At 71.6% G+C, this 25,648-nt stretch carries 21 protein-coding genes; 8 read left to right on the top strand and 13 right to left on the bottom strand.

The genetic code is table 11. The features are described 5' to 3' along the window. Together STRIP9103_RS27745 and STRIP9103_RS27740 are read left to right on the top strand one after the other, a co-directional pair. Positions 1 to 783 (top strand): arylamine N-acetyltransferase family protein, encoded by a 783-nt coding sequence (locus STRIP9103_RS27745; RefSeq protein WP_009324845.1) that lies wholly within the window; start codon positions 1 to 3, stop codon positions 781 to 783. A 168-nt stretch (positions 784 to 951) separates the two neighbouring features. Then, on the top strand, positions 952 to 3,555 hold the full coding sequence (locus tag STRIP9103_RS27740) for a helix-turn-helix transcriptional regulator (RefSeq protein ID WP_048821091.1): 2,604 nt from the start codon (positions 952 to 954) through the stop codon (positions 3,553 to 3,555). Positions 3,556 to 3,576: 21 nt separating this feature from the next. Here the strand turns inward: STRIP9103_RS27740 and STRIP9103_RS27735 are convergent, their stop codons facing one another. After that, complete coding sequence (locus tag STRIP9103_RS27735; RefSeq protein WP_009324838.1) at positions 3,577 to 4,332, bottom strand: thioesterase II family protein; 756 nt, start codon at positions 4,330 to 4,332, stop codon at positions 3,577 to 3,579. A 337-nt stretch (positions 4,333 to 4,669) separates the two neighbouring features. On the opposite strand from STRIP9103_RS27735, the gene STRIP9103_RS52855 reads away from it, so the two are divergent. Together STRIP9103_RS52855 and STRIP9103_RS27725 are read left to right on the top strand one after the other, a co-directional pair. Beyond that, the gene (locus tag STRIP9103_RS52855; RefSeq protein WP_009324905.1) at positions 4,670 to 7,366 is read left to right on the top strand and encodes an AAA family ATPase; all 2,697 of its coding nucleotides are present in this window, start codon (positions 4,670 to 4,672) and stop codon (positions 7,364 to 7,366) included. A gap of 64 nt (positions 7,367 to 7,430) precedes the next feature. Continuing rightward, positions 7,431 to 8,504, top strand: coding sequence for a 3-dehydroquinate synthase family protein (locus tag STRIP9103_RS27725; protein WP_009324887.1), 1,074 nt, complete (start codon positions 7,431 to 7,433; stop codon positions 8,502 to 8,504). A gap of 65 nt (positions 8,505 to 8,569) precedes the next feature. Here the strand turns inward: STRIP9103_RS27725 and STRIP9103_RS27720 are convergent, their stop codons facing one another. The 3 genes from STRIP9103_RS27720 to STRIP9103_RS27710 all read right to left on the bottom strand — a co-directional run bounded on the left by STRIP9103_RS27720 (position 8,570) and on the right by STRIP9103_RS27710 (position 10,832). After that, positions 8,570 to 9,262 (bottom strand): PaaI family thioesterase, encoded by a 693-nt coding sequence (locus STRIP9103_RS27720; protein WP_009324834.1) that lies wholly within the window; start codon positions 9,260 to 9,262, stop codon positions 8,570 to 8,572. 135 nt (positions 9,263 to 9,397) lie between these two features. After that, positions 9,398 to 10,408, bottom strand: a complete 1,011-nt coding sequence (locus tag STRIP9103_RS27715) for a zinc-dependent alcohol dehydrogenase (protein ID WP_009324876.1) — start codon at positions 10,406 to 10,408, stop codon at positions 9,398 to 9,400. Further along, positions 10,401 to 10,832, bottom strand: coding sequence for a tautomerase family protein (locus STRIP9103_RS27710; RefSeq protein ID WP_009324898.1), 432 nt, complete (start codon positions 10,830 to 10,832; stop codon positions 10,401 to 10,403). The genes STRIP9103_RS27715 and STRIP9103_RS27710 overlap by 8 nt, the downstream gene beginning before the upstream one ends. A 112-nt stretch (positions 10,833 to 10,944) precedes the next feature. Between STRIP9103_RS27710 and STRIP9103_RS27705 the strand changes: the two genes are divergently transcribed. Further along, on the top strand, positions 10,945 to 11,535 hold the full coding sequence (locus STRIP9103_RS27705; RefSeq protein ID WP_009324859.1) for a TetR/AcrR family transcriptional regulator: 591 nt from the start codon (positions 10,945 to 10,947) through the stop codon (positions 11,533 to 11,535). Positions 11,536 to 11,595: 60 nt separating this feature from the next. Here the strand turns inward: STRIP9103_RS27705 and STRIP9103_RS27700 are convergent, their stop codons facing one another. Then, positions 11,596 to 12,348: a PaaX family transcriptional regulator C-terminal domain-containing protein gene (locus STRIP9103_RS27700; RefSeq protein WP_048821090.1), complete on the bottom strand. Its 753-nt coding sequence runs from the start codon at positions 12,346 to 12,348 to the stop codon at positions 11,596 to 11,598. A 75-nt stretch (positions 12,349 to 12,423) separates the two neighbouring features. Here STRIP9103_RS27700 and STRIP9103_RS27695 point away from each other — a divergent pair, with 75 nt between their 5' ends. Further along, positions 12,424 to 14,079: a DNA alkylation response protein gene (locus STRIP9103_RS27695; RefSeq protein ID WP_009324889.1), complete on the top strand. Its 1,656-nt coding sequence runs from the start codon at positions 12,424 to 12,426 to the stop codon at positions 14,077 to 14,079. Positions 14,080 to 14,210: 131 nt separating this feature from the next. Here the strand turns inward: STRIP9103_RS27695 and STRIP9103_RS27690 are convergent, their stop codons facing one another. The 4 genes from STRIP9103_RS27690 to STRIP9103_RS27675 all read right to left on the bottom strand — a co-directional run bounded on the left by STRIP9103_RS27690 (position 14,211) and on the right by STRIP9103_RS27675 (position 19,142). Then, complete coding sequence (locus STRIP9103_RS27690) at positions 14,211 to 14,687, bottom strand: tautomerase family protein (protein WP_009324841.1); 477 nt, start codon at positions 14,685 to 14,687, stop codon at positions 14,211 to 14,213. Positions 14,688 to 15,243: 556 nt separating this feature from the next. Next, positions 15,244 to 16,779 carry an aconitase family protein gene (locus STRIP9103_RS27685; RefSeq protein ID WP_009324911.1) on the bottom strand — a complete coding sequence of 512 codons (1,536 nt, stop codon included), beginning with the start codon at positions 16,777 to 16,779 and terminating at the stop codon, positions 15,244 to 15,246. A 154-nt stretch (positions 16,780 to 16,933) separates the two neighbouring features. Then, complete coding sequence (locus STRIP9103_RS27680) at positions 16,934 to 17,821, bottom strand: GntR family transcriptional regulator (RefSeq protein WP_009324861.1); 888 nt, start codon at positions 17,819 to 17,821, stop codon at positions 16,934 to 16,936. A gap of 43 nt (positions 17,822 to 17,864) precedes the next feature. Then, positions 17,865 to 19,142 carry a lactonase family protein gene (locus STRIP9103_RS27675; RefSeq protein WP_009324819.1) on the bottom strand — a complete coding sequence of 426 codons (1,278 nt, stop codon included), beginning with the start codon at positions 19,140 to 19,142 and terminating at the stop codon, positions 17,865 to 17,867. Between the two features lie 131 nt (positions 19,143 to 19,273). Between STRIP9103_RS27675 and rraA the strand changes: the two genes are divergently transcribed. Next, on the top strand, positions 19,274 to 19,774 hold the full coding sequence (gene rraA, locus STRIP9103_RS27670) for a ribonuclease E activity regulator RraA (RefSeq protein WP_009324847.1): 501 nt from the start codon (positions 19,274 to 19,276) through the stop codon (positions 19,772 to 19,774). 124 nt (positions 19,775 to 19,898) lie between these two features. Here rraA and STRIP9103_RS27665 read toward each other — a convergent pair whose 3' ends face one another. From STRIP9103_RS27665 to STRIP9103_RS27650, 4 genes are all read right to left on the bottom strand, one after another. Continuing rightward, entirely contained in the window at positions 19,899 to 20,600 is a 702-nt protein-coding gene (locus STRIP9103_RS27665) for a FadR/GntR family transcriptional regulator (protein WP_009324874.1), read from the bottom strand. A 22-nt stretch (positions 20,601 to 20,622) separates the two neighbouring features. Continuing rightward, positions 20,623 to 21,663, bottom strand: coding sequence for an ABC transporter permease (locus STRIP9103_RS27660; protein WP_009324908.1), 1,041 nt, complete (start codon positions 21,661 to 21,663; stop codon positions 20,623 to 20,625). A gap of 2 nt (positions 21,664 to 21,665) precedes the next feature. Next, positions 21,666 to 23,258 carry a sugar ABC transporter ATP-binding protein gene (locus tag STRIP9103_RS27655; protein WP_009324910.1) on the bottom strand — a complete coding sequence of 531 codons (1,593 nt, stop codon included), beginning with the start codon at positions 23,256 to 23,258 and terminating at the stop codon, positions 21,666 to 21,668. A gap of 71 nt (positions 23,259 to 23,329) precedes the next feature. Then, complete coding sequence (locus tag STRIP9103_RS27650) at positions 23,330 to 24,382, bottom strand: sugar ABC transporter substrate-binding protein (RefSeq protein WP_009324926.1); 1,053 nt, start codon at positions 24,380 to 24,382, stop codon at positions 23,330 to 23,332. A gap of 404 nt (positions 24,383 to 24,786) precedes the next feature. On the opposite strand from STRIP9103_RS27650, the gene STRIP9103_RS27645 reads away from it, so the two are divergent. After that, positions 24,787 to 25,638 carry a fumarylacetoacetate hydrolase family protein gene (locus STRIP9103_RS27645; RefSeq protein ID WP_009324922.1) on the top strand — a complete coding sequence of 284 codons (852 nt, stop codon included), beginning with the start codon at positions 24,787 to 24,789 and terminating at the stop codon, positions 25,636 to 25,638. The last annotated feature ends 10 nt before the right edge of the window (positions 25,639 to 25,648 follow it).

The raw sequence follows: 25,648 nt of genomic DNA, 5'->3' as shown, positions 1-25,648 counted from the left end.
GTGTTCGACGTGGATCGGTATCTGCGGACCCTCGGTCACGCGGGACCGGCGACGGCCACCCTGGAAACGCTCACCCGGCTGCACCGCGGCCATCTCCAGGCGATCCCGTACGACAACGGTCATGTCACCGAGCTCGACCTCGACAACATCGCCGTCATCGACGTCGAGAAGACGTTCGAGACGGTGGTGTGCGGCCGGAGAGGCGGCATCTGCACCCAGCTCAACGGCATGTTCCGGCGGCTGCTCGCGGAGCTGGGCTTCGAGACGGAACTCATCGCGGCCAGCACGCTGTTCCCCGGCAATGTGTTCGGCCCGTCGATCGAGCACATGCTTGTACGGGTCCGGCTCGACGGGGAGGACTGGCTGGCCGACGTCGGATTCGGCGGGCTGTCCTTCGTCGAGCCCCTGCGGGTCTGCGCCGACGTGCAGACCCAGGACGGCGTCGACTACCGGCTCGTGCGCGAGGGCGAGTACCACGTGCTGCGGTACCGCAGCCGGGACGCGGACTGGCGGACGTCGTACCGGTTCGTGCTCAAGCCGCGGAGCGTCGACGAGTGGGCGGGCGCGTTCGACGCGATGGTCGGGCCGGACGCGGGGCGGGACGCCATCGACCCCATCATCCGGCGCCGGCGTCTCGTGGGGGACGAACAGCTCACGCAGACCGGCAAGTTGTGCTCGACCGTGCGGGACGGGAAGGAACAGATCGTGCACGCCATGGTCCATCCCGCCGCGTACCGAAGTGTCGTGGCCGCCATCACCGCGCCCGAGAACCCCGTGGAATGAAACTCTTCGGCAAGAACGGACAAAGAAACGGGGGCGTTCTCTGAATTCTTTTACCCAACGGTCACGACAGCACCAAGACATGGCGACGAGGTGCTTCCTCGTGCGGAAACGCTCTTAAGGTCGTGGCTGTGGAAGAAAGCTGTCGAATCAGCGTTCATCGGCGTATCCGTGTACGGGGACGAGCAGGAACACGGAGCCGGATCGCCCCCCGCGTTCCCTGACATCCTGGAGTCCCGGGCAGCGGGAAGCGGCCCGCTCGGTTCACTGGTCGAGCGGGCGGACGCGGTGGCGATGCTCAACCGGCTTCTGGTCGACGCGGCGGCGGGCCACGGCAGGCTCGCCATCGTCCAGGGCTGCCGGGGCACGGGCAAGAGCAGACTCGTCCACGACTACCTCGACGCCGTCGCGGGCCCCGGCGTCCGCACCGTCGCCGTCACGGCCGTGGCGGACGACGCCGCGGTGCCCTTCGGGGCGCTGCGGCGGCTGCTCGCCGGAACGCCCCTGCCGCCTCCTCTGCGTGACCGGCGGGATGTGCCGTCCGAGGAGGAGATGGCGGCGGACGCCCACCGTCTCGCCGAGGAGATCACCGCGCTGGCCGAGCACGAGGTCCTGGTGATCGCGATCGACGACGCCCACCACGTCGACCCCGAGTCACTGTGCTACCTCACCCAGGTCCTCTCCCGGCTGCGGACCGCCCGTGTCCTCGGCGTCCTCACCCACGACCTGAGCCACGGTGCCACGGAACCGGGGCGCCTGCTCGCGCTCTACCGCACGCCAGGTCTGGGCCACATCACCCTGCACCCCCTGTCCCTCGACGGCGTGGCCACCCTCGCCGCACACCACTTCGGCGACACCCCCGTACACCCCCATGTGGCGGAACTGTTCCTCCGCAGCGGCGGCAACCCGCTGATCCTGCAGACCATGCTCCTCGGCAGGGCAGGGGCCGACGGCGCCCCTGGGCCGAGCCCTCGCACGGACGGCTCGCGGGCCCTTCGCACAGCGGCCACGCCGACCGTCGAGGTCGCCACCGAGGCGGCGGCGCTGCACCGGCGGACCGCCGAGTTCCTGTACGAGCGCGGGGCGTCCGCCGGGGCCGTCGCGAAGCACCTCGTCAGCGCCGCCTGGGCGAACGCCCCCTGGGCCGTGGCCACGCTGCGGGCCGCGGCGCGCGAAGCGGTGTTCGACGGGCGGGTGCCCCGGGCGCTGCGCTGCCTCGACCTGGCGCTCGGCGGCAGCGCGGACGCTCGTGAACGCGCCGCCGTGCGGGCTACCGCCGCGCAGTTGGAGTGGCGGTACTCGCCCACCACCGCCGCCCGCCATCTCGCCGACCAGCGGGCCGACTTCTTCGCCGGCCACCTCGGGGACACCGAGGTGAGCGACCTCCTGTGGCGGCTCGCCTGGTACGGGCACGCCGACGACGCGGTCGCGGTACTGGAGGCCCTGCGCGGCACCCATCCCCAGTACCGTCACCTCGCCGACTGGCTGCGGCACGTGTACCCGGAGCACGCCGCACGGCTCGACGCGCCACGGCGACCGACCTCATCGACCCTGCGGCCGGACGGCGCGGAGACCGGCGACCCCGCCGTGGTGTTCACCGCCGACCTGGTCCGGGCGATGAGGACGGGCCCGAGCCGGGCGGCGGCCTCGGTCGCCGAACTCACCCTGCAGACCACCTGCCTGGACGCGGACTCGGTGTGGAGCGGTACGGCCACGACGATCGCCGTCCTGGTCCTCATCCAGGCCGATCAGTTGGGCACCGCCCAGGCCTGGTGCGACAAACTGCTCGACGATCCGGCGCTCGACGACATCGGCACCGTCTGGCGTGCCGTGCTCACCGCGCTGCGCGCCGAAGTGGCCCTGCGCAGGGGCGATCTGACCACCGCGCACGACCACGCCCGACGCGCGCTCGACCTCGTCCCGGCGCAGGGCTGGGGCGCGCTGCTCGGCCTGCCCGTCGCATGCGCCGTCCGCGCCGCCGTCCGCCTCGGCCGGATCGATGACGCCGCCGGGTACCTGAGGACCGTCGTACCGGACGCGATGGCGCACAGCCGCCACGAACTCGGCTACCTGTACGCGCGCGGCGAGTACCGACTCGCCGCCGGCCGACCGCACGCCGCGCTGGCCGACTTCCGCGCCTGCGAGGGGCTCCTCACCCAGCTGGGCCCCGACTTCACCGGACGCGTGCCCTGGGAACTCGGCGCCGCCGTCGCATGGCTGGTCCAAGGCGACAAGAAGGAGGTGAGGGCGTTGCTGAGACCGCTGCTCGACCGGCACTCGCTGACCGGAAGGGAGCGGGGGATCGCCCTGCGCCTGCTGGGCCGAGCGGTCCGTCCCGAGCGCGGCGTCCATCTGCTCATCCGGGCGGTGGGCGTCCTGGAGGACCACGGGGACAAGTTCGAGCTGGCGGCGGCCCTGGCCGACCTCGGCGACGTGCACGAACAACTCGGCAACCAGCGCCTCGCCCGCGACACCGCCCGCAGGGCCTGGGCCCTCGCCCGGGAGGCGGGCGCGCTGTGGCTGTGCCACCGGGTCATGCCCGACGGCACGACGGCGGAGCCCTGCCGGGGGCGGGTCGCCGCGCTCACCGAACAGGAACGCCGGGTCGCGATCCTCGCCGGGGGCGGCGCCACCAACCGGGAGATATCCGAACGCCTCCACATCACCGCGAGCACGGTCGAACAGCATCTGACCCGCGTCTACCGCAAGCTGCGCATCAGCGGACGCCGCGAACTGCCCCCGTGGCTCCCGACGGACGAGCGACCAACCCCATGAGCCTCTCAGACCCCATGGATCTCATGAGCCGGAAATTCCCCGCGCCCCACGCGCCGCCTCCCCGACGAGCCGCGTGATCTCCGCGAGGTGCGGCGCCAGGAAGAAGTGCCCGCCGCTGAACGTCCGCACCTCGCACCCGGCGGTCGTGTGCGCCTTCCACGCGGCGGCCTCCTCGGCCGTCACCTTCGGGTCGCGGTCGCCGGTCAGCACGGTGATCGGGCAGGACAGCGGCTCGCCCGGGTGGTACCGGTAGGTCTCGGCGGCCCTGTAGTCGTTGCGGATCGCCGGGAGCATCATCCGCACCAGCTCCTCGTCGGGGAGCTCCATGTCGTCGCCGGCCATCCGGAACACATCGGCGACCAGGGCGTCGTCGTCGAGCAGATATGTCGACTCGTCGCGATGCGTCGACGGCGCCCGCCGCCCCGACGCGAACAGCCTCAGCGGTACGACGCCGCGTCGCCGCAGCCGGGTCGCCACCTCGAAGGCGAGCGTCGCGCCCATGCTGTGCCCGAAGAGCACCAGCGGCCGGTCGAGCCACGGCGCCAGCTCGTCCACCACGAGGTCCGCGAGCTTGCCCAGTTCGTCCACGCACGGTTCGGCATGCCGGTCCTGCCGCCCCGGGTACTGCACGGCCAACACGTCCAGCGACGGCGTCAGCGCCCGGGACAACGGAAAGTAGAAACTCGCCGAACCCCCCGCGTGCGGAAGGCACACGACGCGGGCCGTCGCCTCCTCGGCCGGATGAAATCTGCGAATCCACTGGGAACCTGCCGGCATCACGTACCTCATCACTTTCGCGCGAAACCATGCCAGCTTTCACCACCACGGCGTTCCGCGACAGGGCTCGGGGGCGAATTCACCGGTGATTAGGGGGCCGTTCGAGGGAAATCGTCCGGAACGCCCCGGCGACAAGGGGGGTGACACAGGGGCCAGGGAGATTTTCACAGGCGAGTAGGGGGTCGTTCAGGGGGGTCCGAGAGCTTGATCAATGCGAACCTGGCGGAGGTACCGGCTCGGTCGAAGAGCCGCGGCGACGGCGTGGTCCCGACGGCTCCCGGGCTTCGGTGGGCTCATTCGGTTCGGTGGGCTCGTTCGGACATCTGGCAGGTGACTCATGCGACTGGTCGAGCGGGACGACAGTGTCTTGCGGCTCCGTACCCTCTTCGAGGAGTGCGCGAGAGGACAGGGACGGCACGTACTGCTCGACGGTCCACCGGGCAGCGGCCGGACCGCGCTCCTGCTCGACCTCGTCCGGCACGCCGAGCAGTCGGGTGCCCTGGTGCTCCGTGCCGCAGCCACCCCGGTCGAGCAGTCCCTCCCGTACGGGGTGCTCACCCAGCTGTTCGACAGCCCCGGAGTACCGGCGGACATGAACGGCCTGCCGACCGTCCCTTCCGGGCGGGACGGCATCCCCGAGAGCCGTCGGGAAGTCCAGGACGCGTTCCGGCGCCTCGCCGGTGACGGACGCCCGGTCGTGATCACCATCGACGACCTCTCCACGGGCGACGAACCCTCGCTGCACTGTCTGTCGTACCTCGCCCTGAGGATCAAGACGGCGCCCGTCCTGCTGCTGGTCACCGACCACGCCGAGACCTATGCCGCCCAGAACCCGCTGTGCGCCGAGCTGTACCGGCAGCCCTTCTTCCACCGCGTTCCGCTCCGGCCGCTCACCCGGCACGGCGTACGCCAGGTGCTGGCCGCGGAACTCGGCGAGCGCGAGGCCGACCGGCTGGCCGCCGACTTCACCGACCTCAGCGGAGGCAACCTTCGGCTACTGCACGCGCTGATCTCCGACGAACGTCGTGGGAGCGCTCCCCAGCAGGCCTACGCACGCGAGTTGTTGAGCTGCGTACGGCGCGGCCAACCCGAAGGGCTCGCCGTCGCCCGGGCCCTCGCCGTCCTCGGTGACGGAGCCCGCCCCGAGCACATCGCCCGCCTCACCGGCCTGGGCGTCGGCACCACCACCGGCGCCCTCGACGCGCTGACCACGGCCGGACTGCTGGACGGCGACCGCTTCCGGCACCCCGCCGCCGCCCGCACCCTCGTCGACGACCTGCCGCCCGGGCAGACGGCCGACCTGCACCGCAAGGCCGCCGAACTGCTCCACCAGGACGGCGCCCCCGCCACCGTCGTGGCCGACCGGCTGGCCCGCGCCGGTGAGGCCGGGGAGAGCTGGGAGTGCGAAGTACTCCGCGAGGCCGCGCGCCAACTGCTCGCCGAGGGCCGGGCACGCGAGGCCGTCGACCATCTGACCATCGCCGAGGCGTCCTGCCGCGAACCCGTGCTCCGCGCGACCGTCCGCGCCGAACTCGCCGACGCCCAGTGGCAGGTCACCCCCTTCGCCGCCGCCGCACACCTCGCGTCCTCGGTCACCGCCGTACTCGCCGACCGGCTCGGCACCCGCGAGTGGACCGATGTCGTACGCCGCCTCGCCTGGCACGGCCGCGCCGACGAACTGTCCCGCGTCCTCGCCCATATGAGAAAGCGTCAGATCGTCGCGGAGGAAGAGGAGTTCCGCGACCTGTCGACCTGGCTGGCCGGAACGTACCCGGGCCTCGTCCCCCGCACCCAGCCCCGTGTCGCCGCCGACGCCCGCCGTCTCACCACCGAACCCTCCCTGTCCGCCGCCGCCGAGGTCGCCGGGCACCTCATCAGCGGACTCGACCGGGACGCCCTGCCCCGTATCGACGCCGTCATCGGCGACTTCCGCTGGGCCGGCGACTCGCCCTGGGGCGGCGAGGCCTGTCTGCTGGCCCTGCTCGCACAGCTCTACGCCGGACAGCCCCAGACGGCCCTCGACTGGTGCGACAAACTCCTCGCCGACCCGCGCTGCGGCAACACCCCGGCCTGGCAGGCCGCGCTCACCGCCGCTCGCGCCGAGGCATGCCTGCGCCTCGGTGACCTGACGCGGGCCGCCGAACAGGCCGAGAACGCGCTGTCCCTCATCACCCCGGAGAGCTGGGGCGTCGTCATCGGACTGCCGCTCGGCACCGCGATCGCCGCCGCCGTCCGCATCGGCCGCCTCGAATTCGCCGCCCGCCACGTCAACCGTCCCGTGCCCGACGCACTCCTCCAGACCCGCTACGGCCTGCACTATCTGCACGCCCGAGGCGAGTACGCCGCCGCGGCCGGCCGCCACCGGGCCGCCCTCGCCGACTTCCTGCTCTGCGGGGAGCGCATCCGGGCCTGGGGCCTGGGTGGCGCCCACATCGTGCCCTGGTGCACCAGCGCCGCCGAGGCCTGGCTGCACCTGGGCAACCGCGACCAGGCCAAGTGGCTGCTCGACGAACACCTCGCCCGGCTCGGCGGCGGCGACTCCCCGTACCGGGGCCTCGCCCTCCGCGTCGCCGCCGCCCTCGGCCCGGCGGCCCGCCGTACGAAACTGCTCGGTGAGGCCGCCGACATCCTCGGCCGGCACGGCGGCCGGTACGAACTCGCCCTCGTCCTCACCGAACTCGCCGACGCCCACACCGCGGCGGGCGAACGCCGCAGCGCCCAACGCCTCGTCCGTCGCGCCTGGCACGTCGCGAAGTCCTGCGGCGCCGAGCGACTGTGCGAGCAGCTGGTCCCCGAGGGCAACGCCGGACTGCTGGAACGGTCGGCCGCCACCGTCCTGACCATGGCCGAGCGCCGGGTCGCCGCCCTCGCCGTCGTCGGCCACACCAACCGCGAGATCGCCGCCATGCTCCACGTCACCCCCAGCACCGTGGAACAGCATCTGACCCGTGTGTTCCGCAAGCTCGACGTCAAACGCCGCGAGGACCTGCCCGCCGAACTCCACGCCCGCCACCCGGAAAGCCTGGTCGGCTGACCCGGCCCCCACCACCGCAAGCCCCCTGACCGCCACCACGGCCGCGGCCGTGCGAGGAGTACGCATGACAACCGACAAGAGCGACAAGAGCGACAAGAGCGACCATGGGACGGGAACGGGCCGGGTCCGCGTCGAACTGGGCGAGCGCTCCTACGACGTGCACATCGGTGCCGGGGTCCGCCATCGACTCGCCGAGACCGTGGACGGGCTGGGCGCGAGCCGTGCCGTGATCGTCTCGGCCCGCCCCGCCGCTCTCGTCCCGGACCCCGGCGTCCCGTACCGGCTGATCGAGGCACAGGACGGCGAACCCCACAAGACCCTGGCCACCGTCGGCGAACTGTGCCGCCGTTTCGCCGACGCCGGCCTCAGCCGCAGCGACGTCGTCGTCTCCTGCGGCGGCGGCACCACCACCGACACCGTGGGCCTGGCCGCCGCCCTCTATCACCGGGGCGTCCCGGTGATCCATCTGCCGACCTCCCTGCTCGCCCAGGTCGACGCCAGCACCGGCGGCAAGACCGCCGTCAACCTGCCCGAGGGCAAGAACCTCGTCGGCGCCTACTGGCAGCCCAAGGCCGTGTTCTGCGACACCGACCACCTCGCCACCCTGCCCGAGCGCGAATGGCGCAACGGCTACGGCGAGATCGCCCGCTGCCACTTCATCGGCGCCGGCGACCTGCGGGAGCGCACCACCGTCGAACAGATCACGGCGAGCGTGCGGCGCAAGGCCGAGATCGTCTCCGCCGACGAACGCGACACCGGACTACGGCACCTGCTCAACTACGGCCACACCCTGGCCCACGCCCTGGAGACCGAGACCGGTTTCGACCTCCGCCACGGCGAGGCGGTCGCCATCGGCACGGTCTTCGCCGGCCGCCTCGCGGGCGCCCTCGGCCGGATCGACCAGGCCCGCGTCGACGAACACCTCACCGTCGTACGGCACTACGGACTGCCCTGGCAGCTCCCGGCCACCGCCGACATCGACGACCTGATCAGCCTGATGCGGCTCGACAAGAAGGCCGCCGGGACCGCGCCGGGCCATCTCACCTTCGTCCTCGACGGCCCGAACGGCGCCGAACTCGTCCGCGATGTCCCGGAACAGCTCGTGAAGGACTGCCTGGCCGAGATGCCCCGCGGCTGACCCGGGGCGTATCGGCTCACGGCGACGCCGCCCGCGCGAGGCGTCGCCGTACGGCTTCTCCGCCGTCAGGGTGTTTCGCGCATGCCGGGGAACAGGACGCGGGCGCGGTCCGGGTCGGGCGAGACGAAGACACCGTCGGCGGTGACCAAGGGGGTGGCCGACTGCCCGTCCGTGCTGATCGAGCCCTCCACGAGGATCCTGCGGTCCTCGGTGCCCGTGACCCGGGCGACGACTCGCAGGGGCGTCTCCACCGGGACGGGCCGGTGGTAGTGCACCTGGAGGGAGGCGGTCATGGCGTGCAGACCGGCGGCGCCGCAGGCCCGGCCCATGAGTTCGTCCAGCAGCATCGCGCTCATCCCGCCGTGCACGTAGCCGGGCGGCCCCTCGTGGGCGATACCGGGGGTGCACAGTCCGACGAGGCCGCCGTCGCCCGGTGTCACGAGCATGGGCGGTGCGAGGGGACTGCCGGCGCCGGTGACGGGGCTGTACATCCGCACCTCTCCGGGGAACTCGTCCACGGCCGGGACCTCCGCCCTCGCCCGCGGTCGGCCGGTCAGCCGTCCGGTGATCCGGCGCACGCCGTCCGCCACACGGTGCAGCACCTCCGCCGGGGCCGTCGTCCGCACGGCGGCGTCCACCAGGACCCGCAGCTCATGGCCGAGCGCGGCGATCGCCGCCCGCTGCCGCTCCAGTTCTCCTTCCGTCGGTCGAGGGGTGCCGCCGTTCGTCGTCGGCGGGTCGCTGAGGGATGTGTTCATGGGGTTTCCCGGTGGGTGATGCGGTGGGCCGAAGCCCGGGGTCGGTCAGTCGGTGGTCCGAGGGGTGGCGAGTCGGTGGCCCGAGGGGCGGTGAGCCCGTGCCCGAGGGGCGGTGAGCCCGTGCCCGAGGGGCGGTCACTCCGTGGCGCGTACGAAGACGGGCTTGAGGTGCTTCTCGGGGAGCGCTTCCGGGAGTTGCTCCCAGTCGAGGACATGGGAGACGACCCGACGGGGGTCGACGTCGCCGGAGCGGGCCAGGCCGAGAGCGTCCGGGATGTGGCTGCGGACGTTGTCCCGGGCGATGCGCAGGGTGACACCGGTGAGGTACATGTCCAGCAGGGGCAGTTCGCCCGGCCGGAAGTGGTTGCCCGCCGACTCGCAGATGCCCTCCGGGGCGAGGCGCTTCAGGGCGGCGGCGAGCTGGTCCACGCGGCCGGTCGCCTCGACGGCGATGTCGAAGCCGGGCGGGACCGGGTCGACCGACTCGGCCGTGCGGGCGCCGAACCCCTCGGCCAGCTCGCGGTGCTCGGGGTCGGGGTCGACGTACAGCACATCGGAGGCGCCGAGCGCGCGGGCGATGTCGCACACGTACAGGCCTATGCTGCCGCGCGCGACGACCAGGACGCGCGCGCCGGGCCTGGCCTTGAGATGGGGTGCGACCAGCCGCCACGACAGGGACCAGTTGTCGCTGGCCGAGGCCATGGCGACCGGGTCGAGATCGGCGGGCAGCGGCACCAGCATGGCGTCCGCCCAGGGCACCCGGACCAGATCGGAGAAGAGACCGCCCCAGTCACCGCCGATCGGCGCGCCGTACATGGCCATGTAGGGAACGGCCGAGCAGTGCGCGGTCAGCCCGGCACGGCACTTGTCGCAGGTCCCGCAGTTGATGGACCAGGGCACGACCACCAGATCACCGGGGGACACGGCGGTCACCGCGTCACCGGCCTCGACGACCCGGGCCACGCACTCGTGGCCGAGGGCGAACGGCGGGTCCAGGAAGCCATGGCCTGCCAGGATCGCGGTGTCGACGTCGCACGAGGTCGCGGCCACGGGGGCGACGATCGCCTCCTGGTCCGACTGGAGTTTCGGGTCGGGTGCCTCGCGCCACTCGACGGTGTCACGGGCGACGTAGGTCAGCTCACGCATCGCCCCGCTGCCCCTTCGCCAGCGCCACGAGGTCGGCGTAGCGGATCACGGAGCCACCGGCGCCCCAGGTGCCGTCGGGCTGCTCGTGCACCAGCACCCACACGCGCAGGGCGTCGTCCTGGGAGAGCCCGGCGGCGCCGAGGACCGTCTTCGTGGCCTCCTCGACCAGCCCGGCCTTGCGCCGCTCGGACAGCGCCCCCTGCGGCACCGTCACCTCCACCAGGAACCGTGGCGCGTCGTCCTCGGCGGTGGTCTGGGCCCCCTCGGGCAGCTCCACCAGATAGCTCCACGCCTGGGCGCGGAAGAACGCCGTGTCGGGCGCCCCCTCCCAGCGCAGCAGCACACCGGCCAGCTCGCGCCGGACCTTCTCGCGGCCCTCCTCGGTCAGCGAACCAGCGGGGGCGGTGAGCCGGATCATCGGCATGACGAAGTCTCCCTCGGTCTTCCTGTGTTTCGGAGATCGTCCTATGACGATCGTTATAAGCAGCGATCACGCTAGACTATGACGGTCGATATAGCCAGAAGGGAGCACGGTCTTGGCCGAACCCAGCGCGCCGTCCCGTGAGCGCATCGTGGCCGGTGCCGCCGACATGATCAGCAGGCGCGGCCTGAACGCCACGAGCATCCGGGAGCTGGCCAAACACGCCAAGGCGCCCCTCGGCTCGACCTACCACTACTTCCCCGGGGGCAAGCAGCAGGTGGCCACCGAGGCGGTGCGCCACGGGGGCACGACCGTCGCCCGCATACTGCGCGAAGAGCTGGAAGCCGGCCCCGTCCAGGGACTGCGCGCCTTCCTCGCCCTCTGGCGCGGCATCGTCGTGAAGAGCGAGTTCCGCGCCGGCTGCCCCGTACTGGCCGTCTCCGTCGAGGAACCCCCGGCCGACGAGATCCCCCCGGCCGTCCTCGCCGCCGCCGAGGCGTTCGACAGCTGGGAGCGGCTTCTCGCCGACGCCCTGCGCGCCCACGGCGCCGACCCCGCACAGGCCCCCGCCCTCGCCACCCTCGTCGTGGCCTCGGCCGAGGGCGCCATCGCCATGTGCCGCGCCAAGCGCGACATCCGGCCCCTGGACCACGTGGCACAGCAGATGGAAGCCCTGCTCACCGCGGCGCTGAACCGCCAAGCCTGACGAGAGCGGCACTGAACCGCCCGGCCCGACGAGAGCCGACCGCCCGGGCCGCGCCCGGGCTCAGTCGGCGTGCCCCGGTCCCTCCTCGGCCAGCTCCCGTCGGTAGTCCGCGTACATGGCCCGGAGCCCGGGGCCCGGCCAGTCGGCGGGCAGGAGCTCGGTGGGCAGAACGGGGTCGGCCAGCAGGTGCCGTACGGCTGCCGCGAGGGCGGTGAAGCGGTCGGCGGGTCGGCGGGTGTGCTCGATGTGCGCGAGCAGCGCTTCGGCGGTGGCGGCCCAGGTGTCCAGGGGCCACAGGCTCGCGGCCAGCTCGTCGGCGGGCCGGCCGGGGCGGGTGGTGAAGTGCTGGACCGTCGGGCCCAGGGCCGGCGGCCGGTCGCGGCGCAGATTGACGGGGCGCAGCCAGACGCCCTCGCGCAGTTCGGCGAGCCGTAGCGCGGTCAGCCGGGCGCGGAGTTCGGCGCGCTCGGCGGCTTCGCGGCCGGTGCCGGTGACGACGACCATCTCCCAGTCGCCGTTCCACGGCAGGGTCTCGGGATGCACGGCCTCGTCCTGGCGCCGCTGGCGCTCCAGCAGCCGGTCGCTGAGGCGGTAGACGGTGTCCGTGCGCCGCAGATCCCCGGCCGACACCATCCGGCTGAGCGCCGCCCGCACGGTGGACCCGGCGACACCGAAGGGCTCCACACGGCGCACCAGCTCCTTGACCGGCAGCTCGGGCGGATGCGTGCCCAGCAGAAGACTCAGGACGACCGACCGCGCGGAAAGCGGCCGCAGTTGGAGCTCGGCCGGCCGCCGCGGTGCCTTCATCTGCATGACTCCGTACTGTACGGGCCTTCCATGCGTGTTACATGATGGCGTCAGTCGCAGAGATGGTGTAATACTCGCCGTATGGTCTCGATACTCGCGCACGACCGGCCGCAGTACGCCACGCACGACGTCACCAACCAGCCCCCGCCCCTGACCCCCTACGACGCGTCCGACGACGCGGCCCTGCTGGAGGGGCTGCGCAGGGAGGGCGCTCAGTGGGCCGAGGACGACGTCCGACGCCTGGGCCGCACCGCCGGCAGCGCCGAGGCACAGGAGTGGGCCGAGCAGGCCAACCGGTACGAACCGGAGCTGCGCACCCACGACCGCTACGGCAACCGGATCGACGAGGTCGACTTCCACCCCAGCTGGCACCATCTGATGCGGGTCGCGGTGGGCGAGGGCCTGGCGGGCGCGCCCTGGGCGGACGGCCGCCCCGGCGCGCATGTCGCCCGTATCGCGGGCGCGCTGGTCTGGGGACACACCGACGCCGGGCACAGCTGCCCCACGGCGATGACGTACGCGGTGGTGCCCGCGCTGCGCCGGCAGCCGGAGCTGGCCGCCGTGTACGAACCCCTGCTGACCGGCCGGGAGTACGACCCCGGCCTGCGGGTGCCCACCGAGAAGCGCGGGCTGCTCGCCGGGATGGGGATGACCGAGAAGCAGGGCGGCAGCGACGTCCGTACGAACACCACGACGGCCACGCCCGGCGCCGAGCCCGGCATGTACACCCTGCGCGGGCACAAGTGGTTCACGTCGGCACCCATGTGCGACCTGTTCCTCGTGCTCGCCCAGGCGCCGGACGGCCTGACCTGCTTCCTGGTGCCGCGCGTCCTGCCCGACGGCAGCCGCAACACCTTCCGCATCCAGCGCCTCAAGGACAAGCTGGGCAACCGTTCCAACGCGTCCTCGGAGCCGGAGTTCGACGGCACCGTCGCCTGGCGCGTGGGGCCCGAGGGGCAGGGGGTGAAGACCATCATCGAGATGGTCAACTGCACCCGGCTCGACTGTGTGATGGGCACGGCGGCGCTGATGCGCAAGACCCTCGTCGAGGCGGGCCACCACGCCGGCCACCGCAGTGCTTTCGGTGCCCGGCTGTTGGACCAGCCGCTGATGCGCAACGTTCTGGCCGATCTCGCGCTGGAGTCCGAGGCGGCCACGACCCTGACCCTGCGGCTGGCCGGCGCGGCCGATCGGGGTCTGCGCGGGGACGCGGGCGAGAGGATGTTCCGGCGGATCGCCACCGCCGTCGCCAAGTACTGGGTGACCAAGCGCGGCCCGGCCTTCACCGCGGAGGCCCTGGAGTGCTTCGGCGGCAACGGCTACGTCGAGGAGTCGGGCATGCCCCGCCACTACCGGGAGGCACCCCTGGCGTCGATCTGGGAGGGCTCCGGCAACGTCAACGCCCTCGACGTCCTGCGGGCGTTGACCCGTGAGCCCGGCACCGCCGACGCCCTGTTCGCCGAACTCGCGGTGCCTCAGGGCGCGGACACCCGCCTGGATGCCGCTGTGGCCCGCCTGAAGGACGAGTTGCGCGGGGCCGACCAGACGGGCGCCCGCCGCCTGGTGGAGCACATGGCCCTGACCCTGCAGGCCTCCCTGCTGGTCCGGCACGCCCCGGCCGCCGTCGCCGACGCCTTCTGCGCGACTCGACTCGGCGGCGACTGGGGCCATTCCTTCGGCACCCTGCCGAACACCGCCGACCTGAACGGGATCCTGGGGCGCGCGCTGCCGGCCTGAAGGTGACCGGGGGGTGCGCGCCGCCGGCCTGAGGGTGATCGTGGGGCGGTCGTTGTCGGCCTGAGGATGATCGTGGCCGTGCGCCACCGCCGTGCGCCACCCGCCGTGCGTCACCCGCCAGGCGCGGTGCCTCAGGCGCCGACGGCCGCCCGGATCGCCCTGGCCTTCTCCTCCGTGAACACGCCGCTGTCGAGAAGGGCCAGGACCGACAGGACGCCGCCGCTGGAACCCCAGCTCCCCTCGTCGATGGTGCGGAAGTTCACCCACCAGGTGGGCAACGGCTTCTCGACCCCGCAGGCGGCGGCCATCGCGGCCAGGACACGCTCGATGACCTCGGTCCGGACCTCCTGGCGCCAGTCCCCGTCCATGACCGCCACATCGATCATCATCACGTCGACCTCCGGCCCGGCGTCCGCCACCAGGCGACCGCCGATGGCCATCATGTCGGCCTCGCGCTCCACGAAGTGCACCTGGAACCCGGGCCGGGCGGCCGGCGCGAACTGGCCGACCTCGGGCACCAGAACGGCGTCCGTCAGGGTCTCGGCCAGCGTCCGGCGCTGCTCGGGGCTCAGACGGCCCTTCGCGGTGTTCACGGTGATGACGGTCACGGCTGCCTCCTAAGGCGATCGTTATAACCGCAGGCTACACCCTCTTATAACGATCGTTCTAACCCTGGTCGGCAGGCGCGGATCAGTCGGGATGCCGACCGCGGTGTACTCGGCGGTGGCACCTCCGCCGCAGCCCGGCCGGGGGTGAGCCGGTCAGGCCGTCGCCGGGTACGGCAGGCAGTCCTCGGGCCGGATCAGCAGGTTGATCTCCTGGCCCTCGTGCCGGACCGGGCTCCCGGCGTGGAGTCAACAGCGCCCCGGCCGGTCTCCAGGCCCGACTGGAGACGCTGGTCGCCGTGTGGATCCGGCAGAACATCCGCGAGCCCGGGGACGGCCGGCCCGGCGAGCACGAGGCCGTCCTGACGGCCGTGAGGACCAAGGACCCCGCGCCGCACGGGCCGCCGTGCCGACCCGTATGGACTCGGCGACCCGCCGGTTGCGGGCCCGGCTCGGCCGCGGCTGAGCCGGGGGCCACGCCCGGCGGTCGACCGAAAACCGGTTCACCGGTTGCTGTGTGGCTCATCGCGGAGGGATCTCCTTTCCCCGCGCACGGCGTTCACGACGAGGCGAGGGCGCGGCGGACCACGTACGGCAGGATGCCCCCGTGCCGGAGGTACTCCAGCTCCTGACGGGAGAAGACCCGCAGCCGCAGTCCCGCGGTGGTGTGCCGGCCGTCCGGTCCGCGCAGGTGGAGGGTGACGCGGTTCGTGCCCACGGTCAGGCCGTCGAGCCCTTCGAAGGAAAGCTCCCGCTCCCCGGTGAACGGGTACGACGACGCGTGGTCGCCCTCGGCGAACTCCAGCGGCAGCACACCCATGCCGATCAGATTGCTGCGGTGGATGCGCTCGTACGACTCGGCGATGACGGCCCGCACCCCCAGCAGCGCCTGGGCCTTGGCCGCCCAGTCCCGGCTGGACCCCGCCCCGTGGTTCCGCCCGGCGACGACGACCAGGTCGTGGCCCGCCTCCCGGTAGGTCGGCGCGGCCTGGTGGACGGGCAGGACGTGGGCGCCGTCCGCCGTGCGGGCGTGGCCGCCCGGCCCCGGCCGCGCAACGGAGTCGTGGTCCAGCAGCAGGTTGGTGACGGCCGCGTTGGTGAAGGCGCCGCGCAGCATGACCTCGTGGTTGCTGCGGCGCGTGGAGTACTGGTTGAGGTCGCGGCGGGCGACTCCACGCTCGGTGAGCCACTGTCCGGCCGCACTGCGGGCGGGAATGGCACCGGCGGGCGAGATGTGATCGGTGGTGACGCCGTCGCCGCAGAACTCGACGAACTTGTTCACCACGCCCGTCGCACGCAGCAGTTCGGTCAGGGTGAGGGCGAGGTCGGTGGCGCCGACGCCCTGCCGGAGCTTTCCGGTGAGGCGGACGCCGACCACGTCCGGGTAGGGGATGGTGACCGGTTCGCCCAGCATGGCGGCCTGGCCTTCGAGACCGCCGACGCCCCAGCCGACCACACCCAGGGCGTTGATCATCGGCGTGTGGCTGTCGGTGGCGACCAGCAGGTCCGGGTGCAGCATCGGCGGGCCGCCGTCGGCCGGGGTGTCCTGCCAGACGACCCGGGCCAGCGCCTCCATGTTGACCTGGTGGATGATGCCGGTTCCCGGCGGCACGACACGGAAGTTCCGCACGCTGCGCTCGGCCCACTTGACCATCTCGTACCGCTCGCCGTTGCGGCGGAAGTCGATCAGCAGATTGCGCTCGACGGCGTCGGCGCGGCCGTACTCCTCGACGATCACGGAGTGGTCGACGGTCAGATCCACGGGGATCGACGGCTGCAGCCGCTCCGGGTCGCCGCCCAGCTCCGCGACGCTGTCGCGCAGGGCGGCGAAGTCGGCGAGGGCGGGCAGACAGGTCGTGTCGTGCAGCATGATCCGGTTCGGACGCACCGGGACCTCGCACGCGCCGCTCCCGGCCCGGGCCCGGCTCACCACGCCCGCGAGTGCCTCCGGCGCCCGACGGGCCACGTTCTCCAGCAGCACGCGTATCGCGTACGGCAGTGCGTCCAGCTCCGCGGTCCGCAGGATCCGGTCGAGGGGCTGATAGCCGTACGAACGGCCCTCGACGGTGAGCACGGCGGTGCGGTCAGCGTTCATGGTCCCCTGCTGTCCTGAGGCGCGGCGAGATGCCGACGAGCTTGCGACGGCCTCATATTGTCTCAATGTGATTGTTGATACAACCGCTGGACGCGTGCTGATTCCACGAGCGGCGTGCGAGGGGATGGGCGGCCTCGGAGTGGAGCCCGGGTGTTCAGATGTCGCTGATGCCCGTCTTGATGATCCGCACCTTGTTCAGGTGCGCGCTCAGGAAGGCGGACGCCTCCTTCAGGTCCCCGCTCTCGATCAGGTCGAGGAGCCTCAGATGCTCACGGGCCTGGTTGGCGAGGCGGGAGCGGTCGACCTGGTGGCGGTACTCGATCAGACGGCGCAGCCGGTTCTGGCGGCGTACGGCGTCGAGCAGGAACTGGTTGCCGGAGCAGCCCACCACCATCTCGTGGAACGAGGCGTTGACCTGGAACAGCTCGCCCCGCGGCAGCAGCAGGATGTCCCCGCGCAACAGGGCCTCCTGCTGCTGCCGATGACGTGCGAAGGCCTCGGCGTCCACGGCGAAGCCCGGTTCGAGGAGCGCGGCGGGCTCGATGATCATCCGGAACCGGTAGCTCTGGTCGTGTGCGTCGACGCCGGCCATGGCGTGCTGGAACTCCCAGCCCCGGCCGCCCGCCTTGCGCCGTACCAGATCCTCGTTCTCCATCCGGGACAGCACCCGGTCGGCCTGACGGGGCGTGAGCCGGTAGCGGCGGCCGATGTCCGCCGCCGTGAAGGAACCGGTGAAACGCCCGCCGACGTAGTCGTCCGCGATCTCGAAGTACGCCGACTGCTCGACGTCGTCGCCTTCGCCCAGCTCCGGCCGGCCGAGGGTGCCCGCGTCCCGGGTGAGGAAGAAACCGCGGTTGGGGACCCGCTCCAGGATGCCGACCTCGGTCAGGAAGAGCATCGCCTTGCGCACCGGCGTACGGGAGACGTCCAGTTCGTCCGCCGCCCACTGCTCGGTGACATGGGCACCCTTCGTGAGGCCGCTGCGGCGCATCAGGTCGAGCAGTCGGGTGGCCATGGCGGTGGTCAGATTGGGCCGCGACATTCGTTCCTGCGCTCTTCACGTGGTGGATCGGCGAAACCTCATCCTACGAACCCCGTCGCACGAAGAGGACGCACACGGGTGAGCCGGTGCGCACCACCCCGCCCGTGGGCGTGAGCCGACCGCTCACCGCGTCGACGTCGTACATGACGACGGTGTGGCTGCGCTCGTTCGCGGCGTACAGCTTCCGGCCGTCCGGGCTCAGACAGAAGAACCGCGGCCGGATCCCCTGGGTGGACGTCCAGCCCACCGGTCGCAGCGTCCCGTCCTTCGGCGACACCCTGAACACGCCGATGGTGTCCGGCTCGGGCCCGCCGGGAGCGGAGTCCCCCGCGCCGCTGCGATTGGAGGCGTACACGAACCGACCGTCCGGGCTGACCGCGATCTCCGCGCCCCGGCTGTCGCCGGTCATGGTGGGCTCGGTGCTGGAGAGGATCTGCAGCGCAGTGAGCTCGCCCTGCCGGGCGTCCCAGTGGTACGCGGTGACCGTCGAGCGCAGTTCGTCGATCGTGTACGCGTACGGCAGGCGCGGGTGGAAGGCGATGTGCCGGGGACCGGCGGCCTCACGGGTCGCGACGGACGGGGTGGCACCGAAGCCCAGCTTCCCGGACCCGGCGTCCAGCGTCAGCGTGAAGATCCTGTCCAGCCCCTTGTCCGCCACGACGACGAAACGGCCGTCGGGTGAGAAGGGCACGTGGTGCGGCTTGGCACCGGTCTGGTCGACGCGGTGCGGTCCCGGTTCGCCGGGCAGCGACAGCAGATCGGCGACGGGGCCGAGCCGGCCGTCGTCCAGCAGGGGCAGGGTCGCCACGGTGCCGGTGGAGTGGTTGGCCAGCACCAGGAAACGGTTCGACGGGTCCACGGCCAGGTGTACGGGGTTGCGGCCACCGGTCTCCTGCCGGCCCAGGGCGGTGAGGCGCCCGCTGTCGGGGTCGATGCGGTAGGCGCTGACGTAGGTGAAGTCGCCGTGCACCGCGTACAGGAAACGCCGGGTGCGGTCGGTCGTCAGGAACGTCGGGTTGTCCAGCTCGACGGTCTGGAGCGGCGTCCAGTCCTCGCCGTCGGGGCCGACCTCGAACACCTCGATGCCCTTGCCCTTGCCTCCGCGGGCGGCGGTGGTCCGGGAGCCGACGTAGGCGACGGTCCCTCGGCGGTGGCGGGTGTGCGCGGCGGTGGGGGATGCGGCGACCGCGGAGGTGGCGTGCGCGGCGCCCAGGGCGGCGACGGGGAGGGTGACCATCGTGCGACGCGACAGCGCCGCGCTCGTCGTCGGCCGGCGGTCGGAACCGCCGGGGCTGTCGGAACTGTTGGCGGGCAGGGTCACATCGGCTCCCGTCCTCGGAGGCTGACTTGGTGTGGTGGCTGATCTGGTGTGGTGGCTGATCTGCGATAGGGATTGTATCGGGAAGTCATTTGATACAACAGTGCGGGAAGTGATACCTCAGGGAGGCCCCGATGCCCGTCACCCCGATCCCCACCGCCGACCTCTTCGACCGGTACGGCGACCAACTGCGCGTCTGCGACATGCGGTTCACCTCGTACGGAGCCGTCCGCTCCTTCGCCGGCCCCGTCCGCACCGTCTCCTGCCACGAGGACAACGCCCTGCTGCACACGCTGCTCAGGGAGCCCGGCGACGGCGCGGTCGTGGTCGTCGACGGCGGAGCCTCCCTGCGCACCGCGCTCCTCGGCGACCTCATGGCCGCCCGAGCCCGGGACAACGGCTGGGCCGGCCTCGTCATCCGCGGAGCCGTCCGGGACGCCGCGCTCCTCGCCGACGTGCGCGTCGGCGTGCGGGCCCTCGGCGCCAATCCGCGCAGGAGCGGCAAGGCCGGAAAGGGCGAGGTCGACGCCCCGGTGACCTTCGGCGGGGTCACTTTCGCCACCGGAGACATCCTGCACGCCGACGAGGACGGGGTCGTGCTGCTCCCCGGCTCCGCGTCGATCGCGAAGGCGTAGGAGGCCCGCTCGCGCACCTTGCGAGGTCTGACGCTCTATCAGGAAAGGGACGGGGACGGCTGTCTGCTCGCATCCGGCCAGGGCGACGACTCCTTCGCCCTGAATGGTGAAGGGGGAGTGGTGGTCAGTCCTCGGCGGTGCGGAGAGGGGCCTCGACGAGGTCGGCCGCGAGCCACTGCTCCACGGCGGCGACATGGACCGTCGCGGCGGAGACCGCCAGCTGCGCGTCGCGGGTGCGGAGGGCACGGAGGATCTCCTCGTGCTCCCGATGGGCGTGTTCGACGGCCCGTTCGGTGCGGGTGCCGCGGACGATGCGGGCCCGCTGGGTGCGGGTGGAGAGTACGCGGAGCAGCATCGACAGCACCGGGTTGCCGACGGCCTCGACGATGCGCAGATGGAAGGCGATGTCGTGGCCCACGAACTCCTCGACCGTGGCGGCGGCCCGGGACCGTTCGAGGACGGCGCCCAGTTCCCGCAGATCCTCCTGGGTGAGCAGCGCGGCGGCCATGCCGGTCGCCTGGGGTTCGAGGAGTCGGCGTACCTGGAGCAGTTGCAGGGCCGTCTGCCCCTGGGAGACGTCCGAGGCGAAGGAGAGCGATTCGAGCAGGAGATGGGGTTCGAGGCTGGACACGTACGTGCCGTCCCCCTGCCTTGTCACCAGGATCCGCATGGCGGTCAGCGCCCGGACCGCCTCACGCAGTGAGCTGCGGGAGAGTCCCAACTGCCCGGCGAGAACCTCCTCCTTGGGCAGCCGGGAGCCCGGTGCCAGATCGCCGGCCACGATCATCGCCTTGATCTTGTCCATCGCCTCGTCCGTCAGCGCCACAAGGGGCCCTCTCTCTGCGCGGCTACTCCTGCTTCTCGCCCGAGGCGAAGCGGGAGATGATCAGCGCGACGATGATGATGGCGCCGTTGAGGAACTGGTTCCACAGCGGCGGCACGCCCGCCAACGTCATGACGTTCACGACGAGTTGCAGTGTCAGCACACCGGTGAGCGCCCCGAACACCGAGCCCTTGCCGCCGTTGAGGCTGACCCCGCCGATGACGGTCGCGGCGAACACCTGGAAGATCCAGCCGCTGCCCTGGGTGGCGGAGATGGAGCCGTAGTGGCCGCTGTAGAGGATCCCGGCGAACGCGGCCAGCAGACTGCCGGTGATCAGCACCACCCATACGATCCGGTCGACCCGGATACCGGCGGTACGGGCCGCCTCCGCGTTGCCGCCGATCGCGTACAGCGCACGCCCGTGCCGCAACCACGCCAGCGCGCTGCCGCCGAGCGCGAAGAGCAGCGCGCAGACCCAGATGGCGGCGGGCACGCCCAGCCAGGACGCCTTGCCCAGGTAGGTGAAGGAGGAGGGCAGTTCGACGATGGACTGGCCCTCGGAGAGCGCGACTTGGAGGCCGCGCAGCATGGTGAGCATGCCGAGGGTGACGATGAACCCGTTCAGGCGCAGCTTGAGGATGAGGAAGCCGTTGACGGCGCCGATCACCACGCCGACCAGGAGGCAGAGCGGGACCGCCATCCACTCGGGGAAGATGCCGAGGCCGGTGAATCGGGCGCCGCTGGTGGGCAGCACCAGCCACACGGCGATCACGGGCGCCACGCCGATGGTGGACTCCAGGGACAGGTCCATCCGTCCGGAGATCAGGATCAGCGCGGTGGCCAGCACCAGCAGGCTGAGTTCGGTGGACTGCTGGGCCACACCGATGAGGTTGTCGGCGGTCAGGAAGGCCGGCGAGACGATGAAGCCGATCAGCCCCAGCACGAGGATGGCCGGGACCAGGGACAGCTCACGGAACCGGCCGAGATCGAGCCCACGGCGGGTGTCCCCGGCTTTCTCCGGTGCCACGCTCGCCGCGGGGTCGGTGACATCAGTGGTGGCGGACATGACTACCTTCCGTGCTCTTCGGTGACGGATACCTCGGTGTGATCGGCCACGCCCTCCATCGCGGCGACCATCTGCTCGTCCTTCCAGCCGCGGCCGAACTCGGCGACGGTCCGCCCGTGGAACATGACGACCACGCGGTCGCATGTCTTCAGGTCGTCCAGCTCGTCGGAGACGATCAGCGCGGCCTTCCCGCCGTCCGCGGCCTCGCGGATCCGGCGCAGCAGGAACTCCTTGGACTTGACGTCCACCCCGTTGGTCGGGCGGATGGCCACCAGCACATGGGGATCGGTGGCCAGGGCACGGGCGACGACGACCTTCTGCTGATTGCCGCCGGACAGCGCGGACACCGGGGTGCCGGCGCCGGGAGTCTTGATGTCGAGATCCCGGATCATGCGCTGGGCGAAGGCCCTGGTCCGGGCGGGCAGCACGGTGCCGAACGGGCCCAGCTGGTCGGTGACGGTGAGCGTCGCGTTCTCGGCCACACTGCGGTTGTCGACCAGCCCCTGGAGATGACGGTCCTCCGGCACCAGACCGACCCCGGCGGCGAGCGCCGACGGGACACTGCCGATGCGTACGCCCCGGCCGGCGACCGAGATGGAGCCCTCCTCGGCGCGGTGCAGTCCGGCGACGGCTTCCCCCACCCGTACGTTCCCGCTGGCCGCCGCCCCGGCGAGGCCGACCACCTCGCCCGCGTGGACCGTCAGCGACAGCTCACGGCAGGCGCCGGACAGCGTCAGACCCTCCACGGTGAGGAGTTCATCGGCGTCGGCCCGCACCGCCGTACGGCTGTCGACGGTCGGTGCCACGGTGCCGGTCGACTCCCCGGTCATGGCCTCCACCAGTGCCTGGTGGCCGAGTTCCGCCACGGGCGCGGTCAGGATGTGCGCCGCGTCGCGGTACACGGTGACGGTGGTGCAGAGGTCGTACACCTCCTGGAGGTGGTGCGAGATGAACAGGAAGGCGACGCCCTGCCGTCGGAGGTCGCGCAGCTTGTCGAAGAGCCGGTTGATGCCGCGGGCGTCGAGCTTCGCGGTGGGCTCGTCGAGGATGATGAAGCGGGCCCCGAACGACAGCGCCCGGGCGATCTCCACGAACTGCCGCTGCTCGACGGTGAGATCCTTCGCCCGCGCGGTGGCGTCGACGTCCACGCCGTACTCGCCGAGCAGTTCCTCGGCCCGGCCCCGCAGCCGCTTCCAGCGGATGGGCCGCAGCGGGCCGTCGCTCTGCCGGTTCAGGAAGAGGTTCTCGGCGACCGTCAGTTCCGGGATGATCGTGGAGTGCTGGTAGACGCAGGCGACCTTCGAGCGCCAGGCGTCGATGTCCCCGACGGCCGGCGCAGGTCGACCGGAGAAGCGCAGGGTGCCGGAGTCGGCGTGTTGCAGTCCGGTCAGGATGGACACGAGCGTCGACTTGCCGGCGCCGTTGCGGCCGACCAGCGCGTGCGACTCGCCCGGGGCGACGGTGATACGGGCGTCGCGCAGGGCGACCGTCGCCCCGAACCGCTTGGTGATGCCGGTGGCCTCGGCCACCGGAACGGTGTTTCCGTCGGCCGGGTTCCCGTCGCCGCTCGCCGGGGCGGTCGCGGTGTCCGCCATGGTGGATACCGTCCTTCGTGGGGTGCGTGGTCCCTTCGCGGGGTGGGTGGTCTCTCGCGGGGCGATTCGGGTCACTGGCCGACGGTGTTGCCCCACAGGGTCTTGTCGTCGACGTTGTCCTTGGTGACCAGCGGCGCGGGCAGCTGGTCCTCCAGGCCGTTGGGGATCTCGATGATCGTGGAGTCGTGGTCGGTCTTGCCCGGCTTGAAGGTCTTGCCCTCCGCCGCGGCCTTGGCGTAGTACAGCGCGTACTTGGCGTACAGGTCGGCGGGCTGGGAGACGGTGGCGTCGATCTGGCCCTTGCGGATGGCGTCGAACTCCTGCGGGATGCCGTCGTTGGAGATGATCGAGATGTGCCCCTTCTCCCCGGCCGGCTTGAGCAGGCCCTTCTGCTCAAGGAGGGCGAGGGTGGGCTGCAGGAAGACACCGCCGGCCTGCATGTAGATGCCGTTCAGATCCGGGTGCTGGGCGAGCAGGCTCTGCAGCTTGGCGGAGGCCACGTCGCCCTTCCAGTCGGTGGGCAGCTCGAACACCTTGATCTTCGGGAACTTCTCCTTCATGCACTCCGCGAACGCCTCGGAGCGGTCACGTCCGTTGATCGAGTCCAGGGCGCCCTGCAGTTCGGCGACCTTGCCCTTGCCGCCCAGCTGCTCGCCGAGGAACTCGCAGGCCTTGGTGCCGTAGGCACGGTTGTCGGCGCGGACCACCATGTAGACGTCGCCCTTGTCGGGCCGGGTGTCGACGCTGACCACGGGGATCTTCTTCGACGCCAGGGTGTCGAGGGTGGAGGCGATGGCGCCGGTGTCCTGCGGGGCCATGACGACGGCCTTGGCACCGGTGTTCTGGAACACCTGCACGTTCGCGACCAGCTTGGTGACGTCGTTCTGCGAGTTGCTGAGCGGCAGCGCGTTGATGCCGTCGGTCTTGATGTCCTTCTTCAGGTAGTCGGCGTAGGAGTTCCAGAAGTCGGAGTCGGACCGGGGCAGGTCGATGCCGATGGCGGGCTGGTCACCGCCGCCCGAGGCGGCCGATCCCGAGCTGTCGCGGTTGCACGCGGTGGCGAGGGACAGGACCGCGAGGGCGCATGCCGCTGCGGCGGTGGAGCGGGTGCGAGCGAGCTTCATGGCCGGGTTCTCTCCTTAACCAGAACGGTTCCTGACCAGAACGGGGGAGCCCCACGAGTCGACCGCGAGCGGGCATGCGCGCAGCGTCGGCGGGGGAGGGATGAGGGTCGACCGGTCGACCGGGTTACGAGAAGCGGATCGTGAAACGGCCACGACTCAGTGATGCGATTCCTCCGATGTATCTCGGGACGCGGAGGACGTTACGGCGGCTGTGACGGAGCTGACAAGAGGTCGTCCCCGACCAATTGCGTAACGGAGTCGTCTGTGCTTGCACCTGATGCTTGCAGCCGACGTGGGGCCAATGACATTCGAGGAACACGTTGTCAGGGCGCCGTCCTGCGCTTAAAGTCACGGTGCGCCATTCCTCCGATGAATGATCGACCCCATGGCAAGGGAGCTGCCCAGTGAAACTGCTACGTGTCGGCGCCCTGGGACAGGAGCGGCCCGCCGTCCGTACCGAGGACGGACGGCTGCTCGATCTGTCCTCCGTGGCCTCCGACATCGACGGCGCCTTCCTCGCTTCCGGCGGAGTCGACCGGGCCCACGCGGCGGTCGAGGCAGGGCGACTGCCCGAGATCGACACCGAAGGCCTCAGGATCGGCGCCCCCGTCGCCCGCCCCGGCAAGATCGTCTGTGTCGGGCTCAACTACCGCGACCACGCCGCCGAGACCGGCGCCCCGATCCCCGAGCGCCCCGTGATCTTCATGAAGGACCCGGGCACCGTCGTCGGCCCGTACGACGAGGTGCTGGTCCCGCGTGGCTCGGTGAAGACCGACTGGGAGGTCGAACTCGGCGTCGTCATCGGCCGCCGCGCCCGCTATCTGGAAGGCCCCGAGGAGGCGGCCGAGGTGATCGCCGGCTACGTGGTCAGCCACGACGTCTCGGAGCGCGAGTTCCAGCTGGAGTACTCCCCGCAGTGGGACCTGGGCAAGTCCTGTGAGACCTTCAACCCGCTCGGCCCCTGGCTCGTCACCGCCGACGAGATCGCCGACCCGCAGAACCTGGAACTCCGCCTCAGCGTCAACGGCGTCGAGCGGCAGCACGGGCACACCCGCGACATGATCTTCCCGGTCCACCAGGTCGTGGCCTACCTCAGCCGCTACATGGTCCTGGAGCCCGGCGACGTCATCAACACCGGTACGCCCGCAGGCGTCGCCCTCGGCCTGCCCGGCACCCCGTATCTCCGCCCCGGCGACACCGTCGAGCTGGAGATCGGCGGACTCGGAGGCCAGCGCCAGACCTTCGGCCAAGCGTGAAAGGCACCCC

The organism is Streptomyces ipomoeae 91-03 (assembly GCF_000317595.1).
Classification (GTDB): domain Bacteria; phylum Actinomycetota; class Actinomycetes; order Streptomycetales; family Streptomycetaceae; genus Streptomyces; species Streptomyces ipomoeae.
This window is presented reverse-complemented; position numbering and strand designations above follow the sequence as displayed.

What these genes read in the sequence shown, in the direction of transcription:
- STRIP9103_RS27655 (WP_009324910.1), bottom strand. Translation starts at nt 23,258, where the DNA reads ATGGCGGACACCGCGACCGCCCCGGCGAGCGGCGACGGGAACCCGGCC.
- rraA (WP_009324847.1), top strand. Translation starts at nt 19,274, where the DNA reads ATGCCCGTCACCCCGATCCCCACCGCCGACCTCTTCGACCGGTACGGC.
- STRIP9103_RS27720 (WP_009324834.1), bottom strand. Translation starts at nt 9,262, where the DNA reads ATGAACACATCCCTCAGCGACCCGCCGACGACGAACGGCGGCACCCCT.
- STRIP9103_RS27735 (WP_009324838.1), bottom strand. Translation starts at nt 4,332, where the DNA reads ATGCCGGCAGGTTCCCAGTGGATTCGCAGATTTCATCCGGCCGAGGAG.
- STRIP9103_RS27725 (WP_009324887.1), top strand. Translation starts at nt 7,431, where the DNA reads ATGACAACCGACAAGAGCGACAAGAGCGACAAGAGCGACCATGGGACG.
- STRIP9103_RS27660 (WP_009324908.1), bottom strand. Translation starts at nt 21,663, where the DNA reads ATGTCCGCCACCACTGATGTCACCGACCCCGCGGCGAGCGTGGCACCG.
- STRIP9103_RS27680 (WP_009324861.1), bottom strand. Translation starts at nt 17,821, where the DNA reads ATGTCGCGGCCCAATCTGACCACCGCCATGGCCACCCGACTGCTCGAC.
- STRIP9103_RS27650 (WP_009324926.1), bottom strand. Translation starts at nt 24,382, where the DNA reads ATGAAGCTCGCTCGCACCCGCTCCACCGCCGCAGCGGCATGCGCCCTC.
- STRIP9103_RS52855 (WP_009324905.1), top strand. Translation starts at nt 4,670, where the DNA reads ATGCGACTGGTCGAGCGGGACGACAGTGTCTTGCGGCTCCGTACCCTC.
- STRIP9103_RS27710 (WP_009324898.1), bottom strand. Translation starts at nt 10,832, where the DNA reads ATGCCGATGATCCGGCTCACCGCCCCCGCTGGTTCGCTGACCGAGGAG.
- STRIP9103_RS27685 (WP_009324911.1), bottom strand. Translation starts at nt 16,779, where the DNA reads ATGAACGCTGACCGCACCGCCGTGCTCACCGTCGAGGGCCGTTCGTAC.
- STRIP9103_RS27695 (WP_009324889.1), top strand. Translation starts at nt 12,424, where the DNA reads ATGGTCTCGATACTCGCGCACGACCGGCCGCAGTACGCCACGCACGAC.
- STRIP9103_RS27700 (WP_048821090.1), bottom strand. Translation starts at nt 12,348, where the DNA reads ATGCAGATGAAGGCACCGCGGCGGCCGGCCGAGCTCCAACTGCGGCCG.
- STRIP9103_RS27715 (WP_009324876.1), bottom strand. Translation starts at nt 10,408, where the DNA reads ATGCGTGAGCTGACCTACGTCGCCCGTGACACCGTCGAGTGGCGCGAG.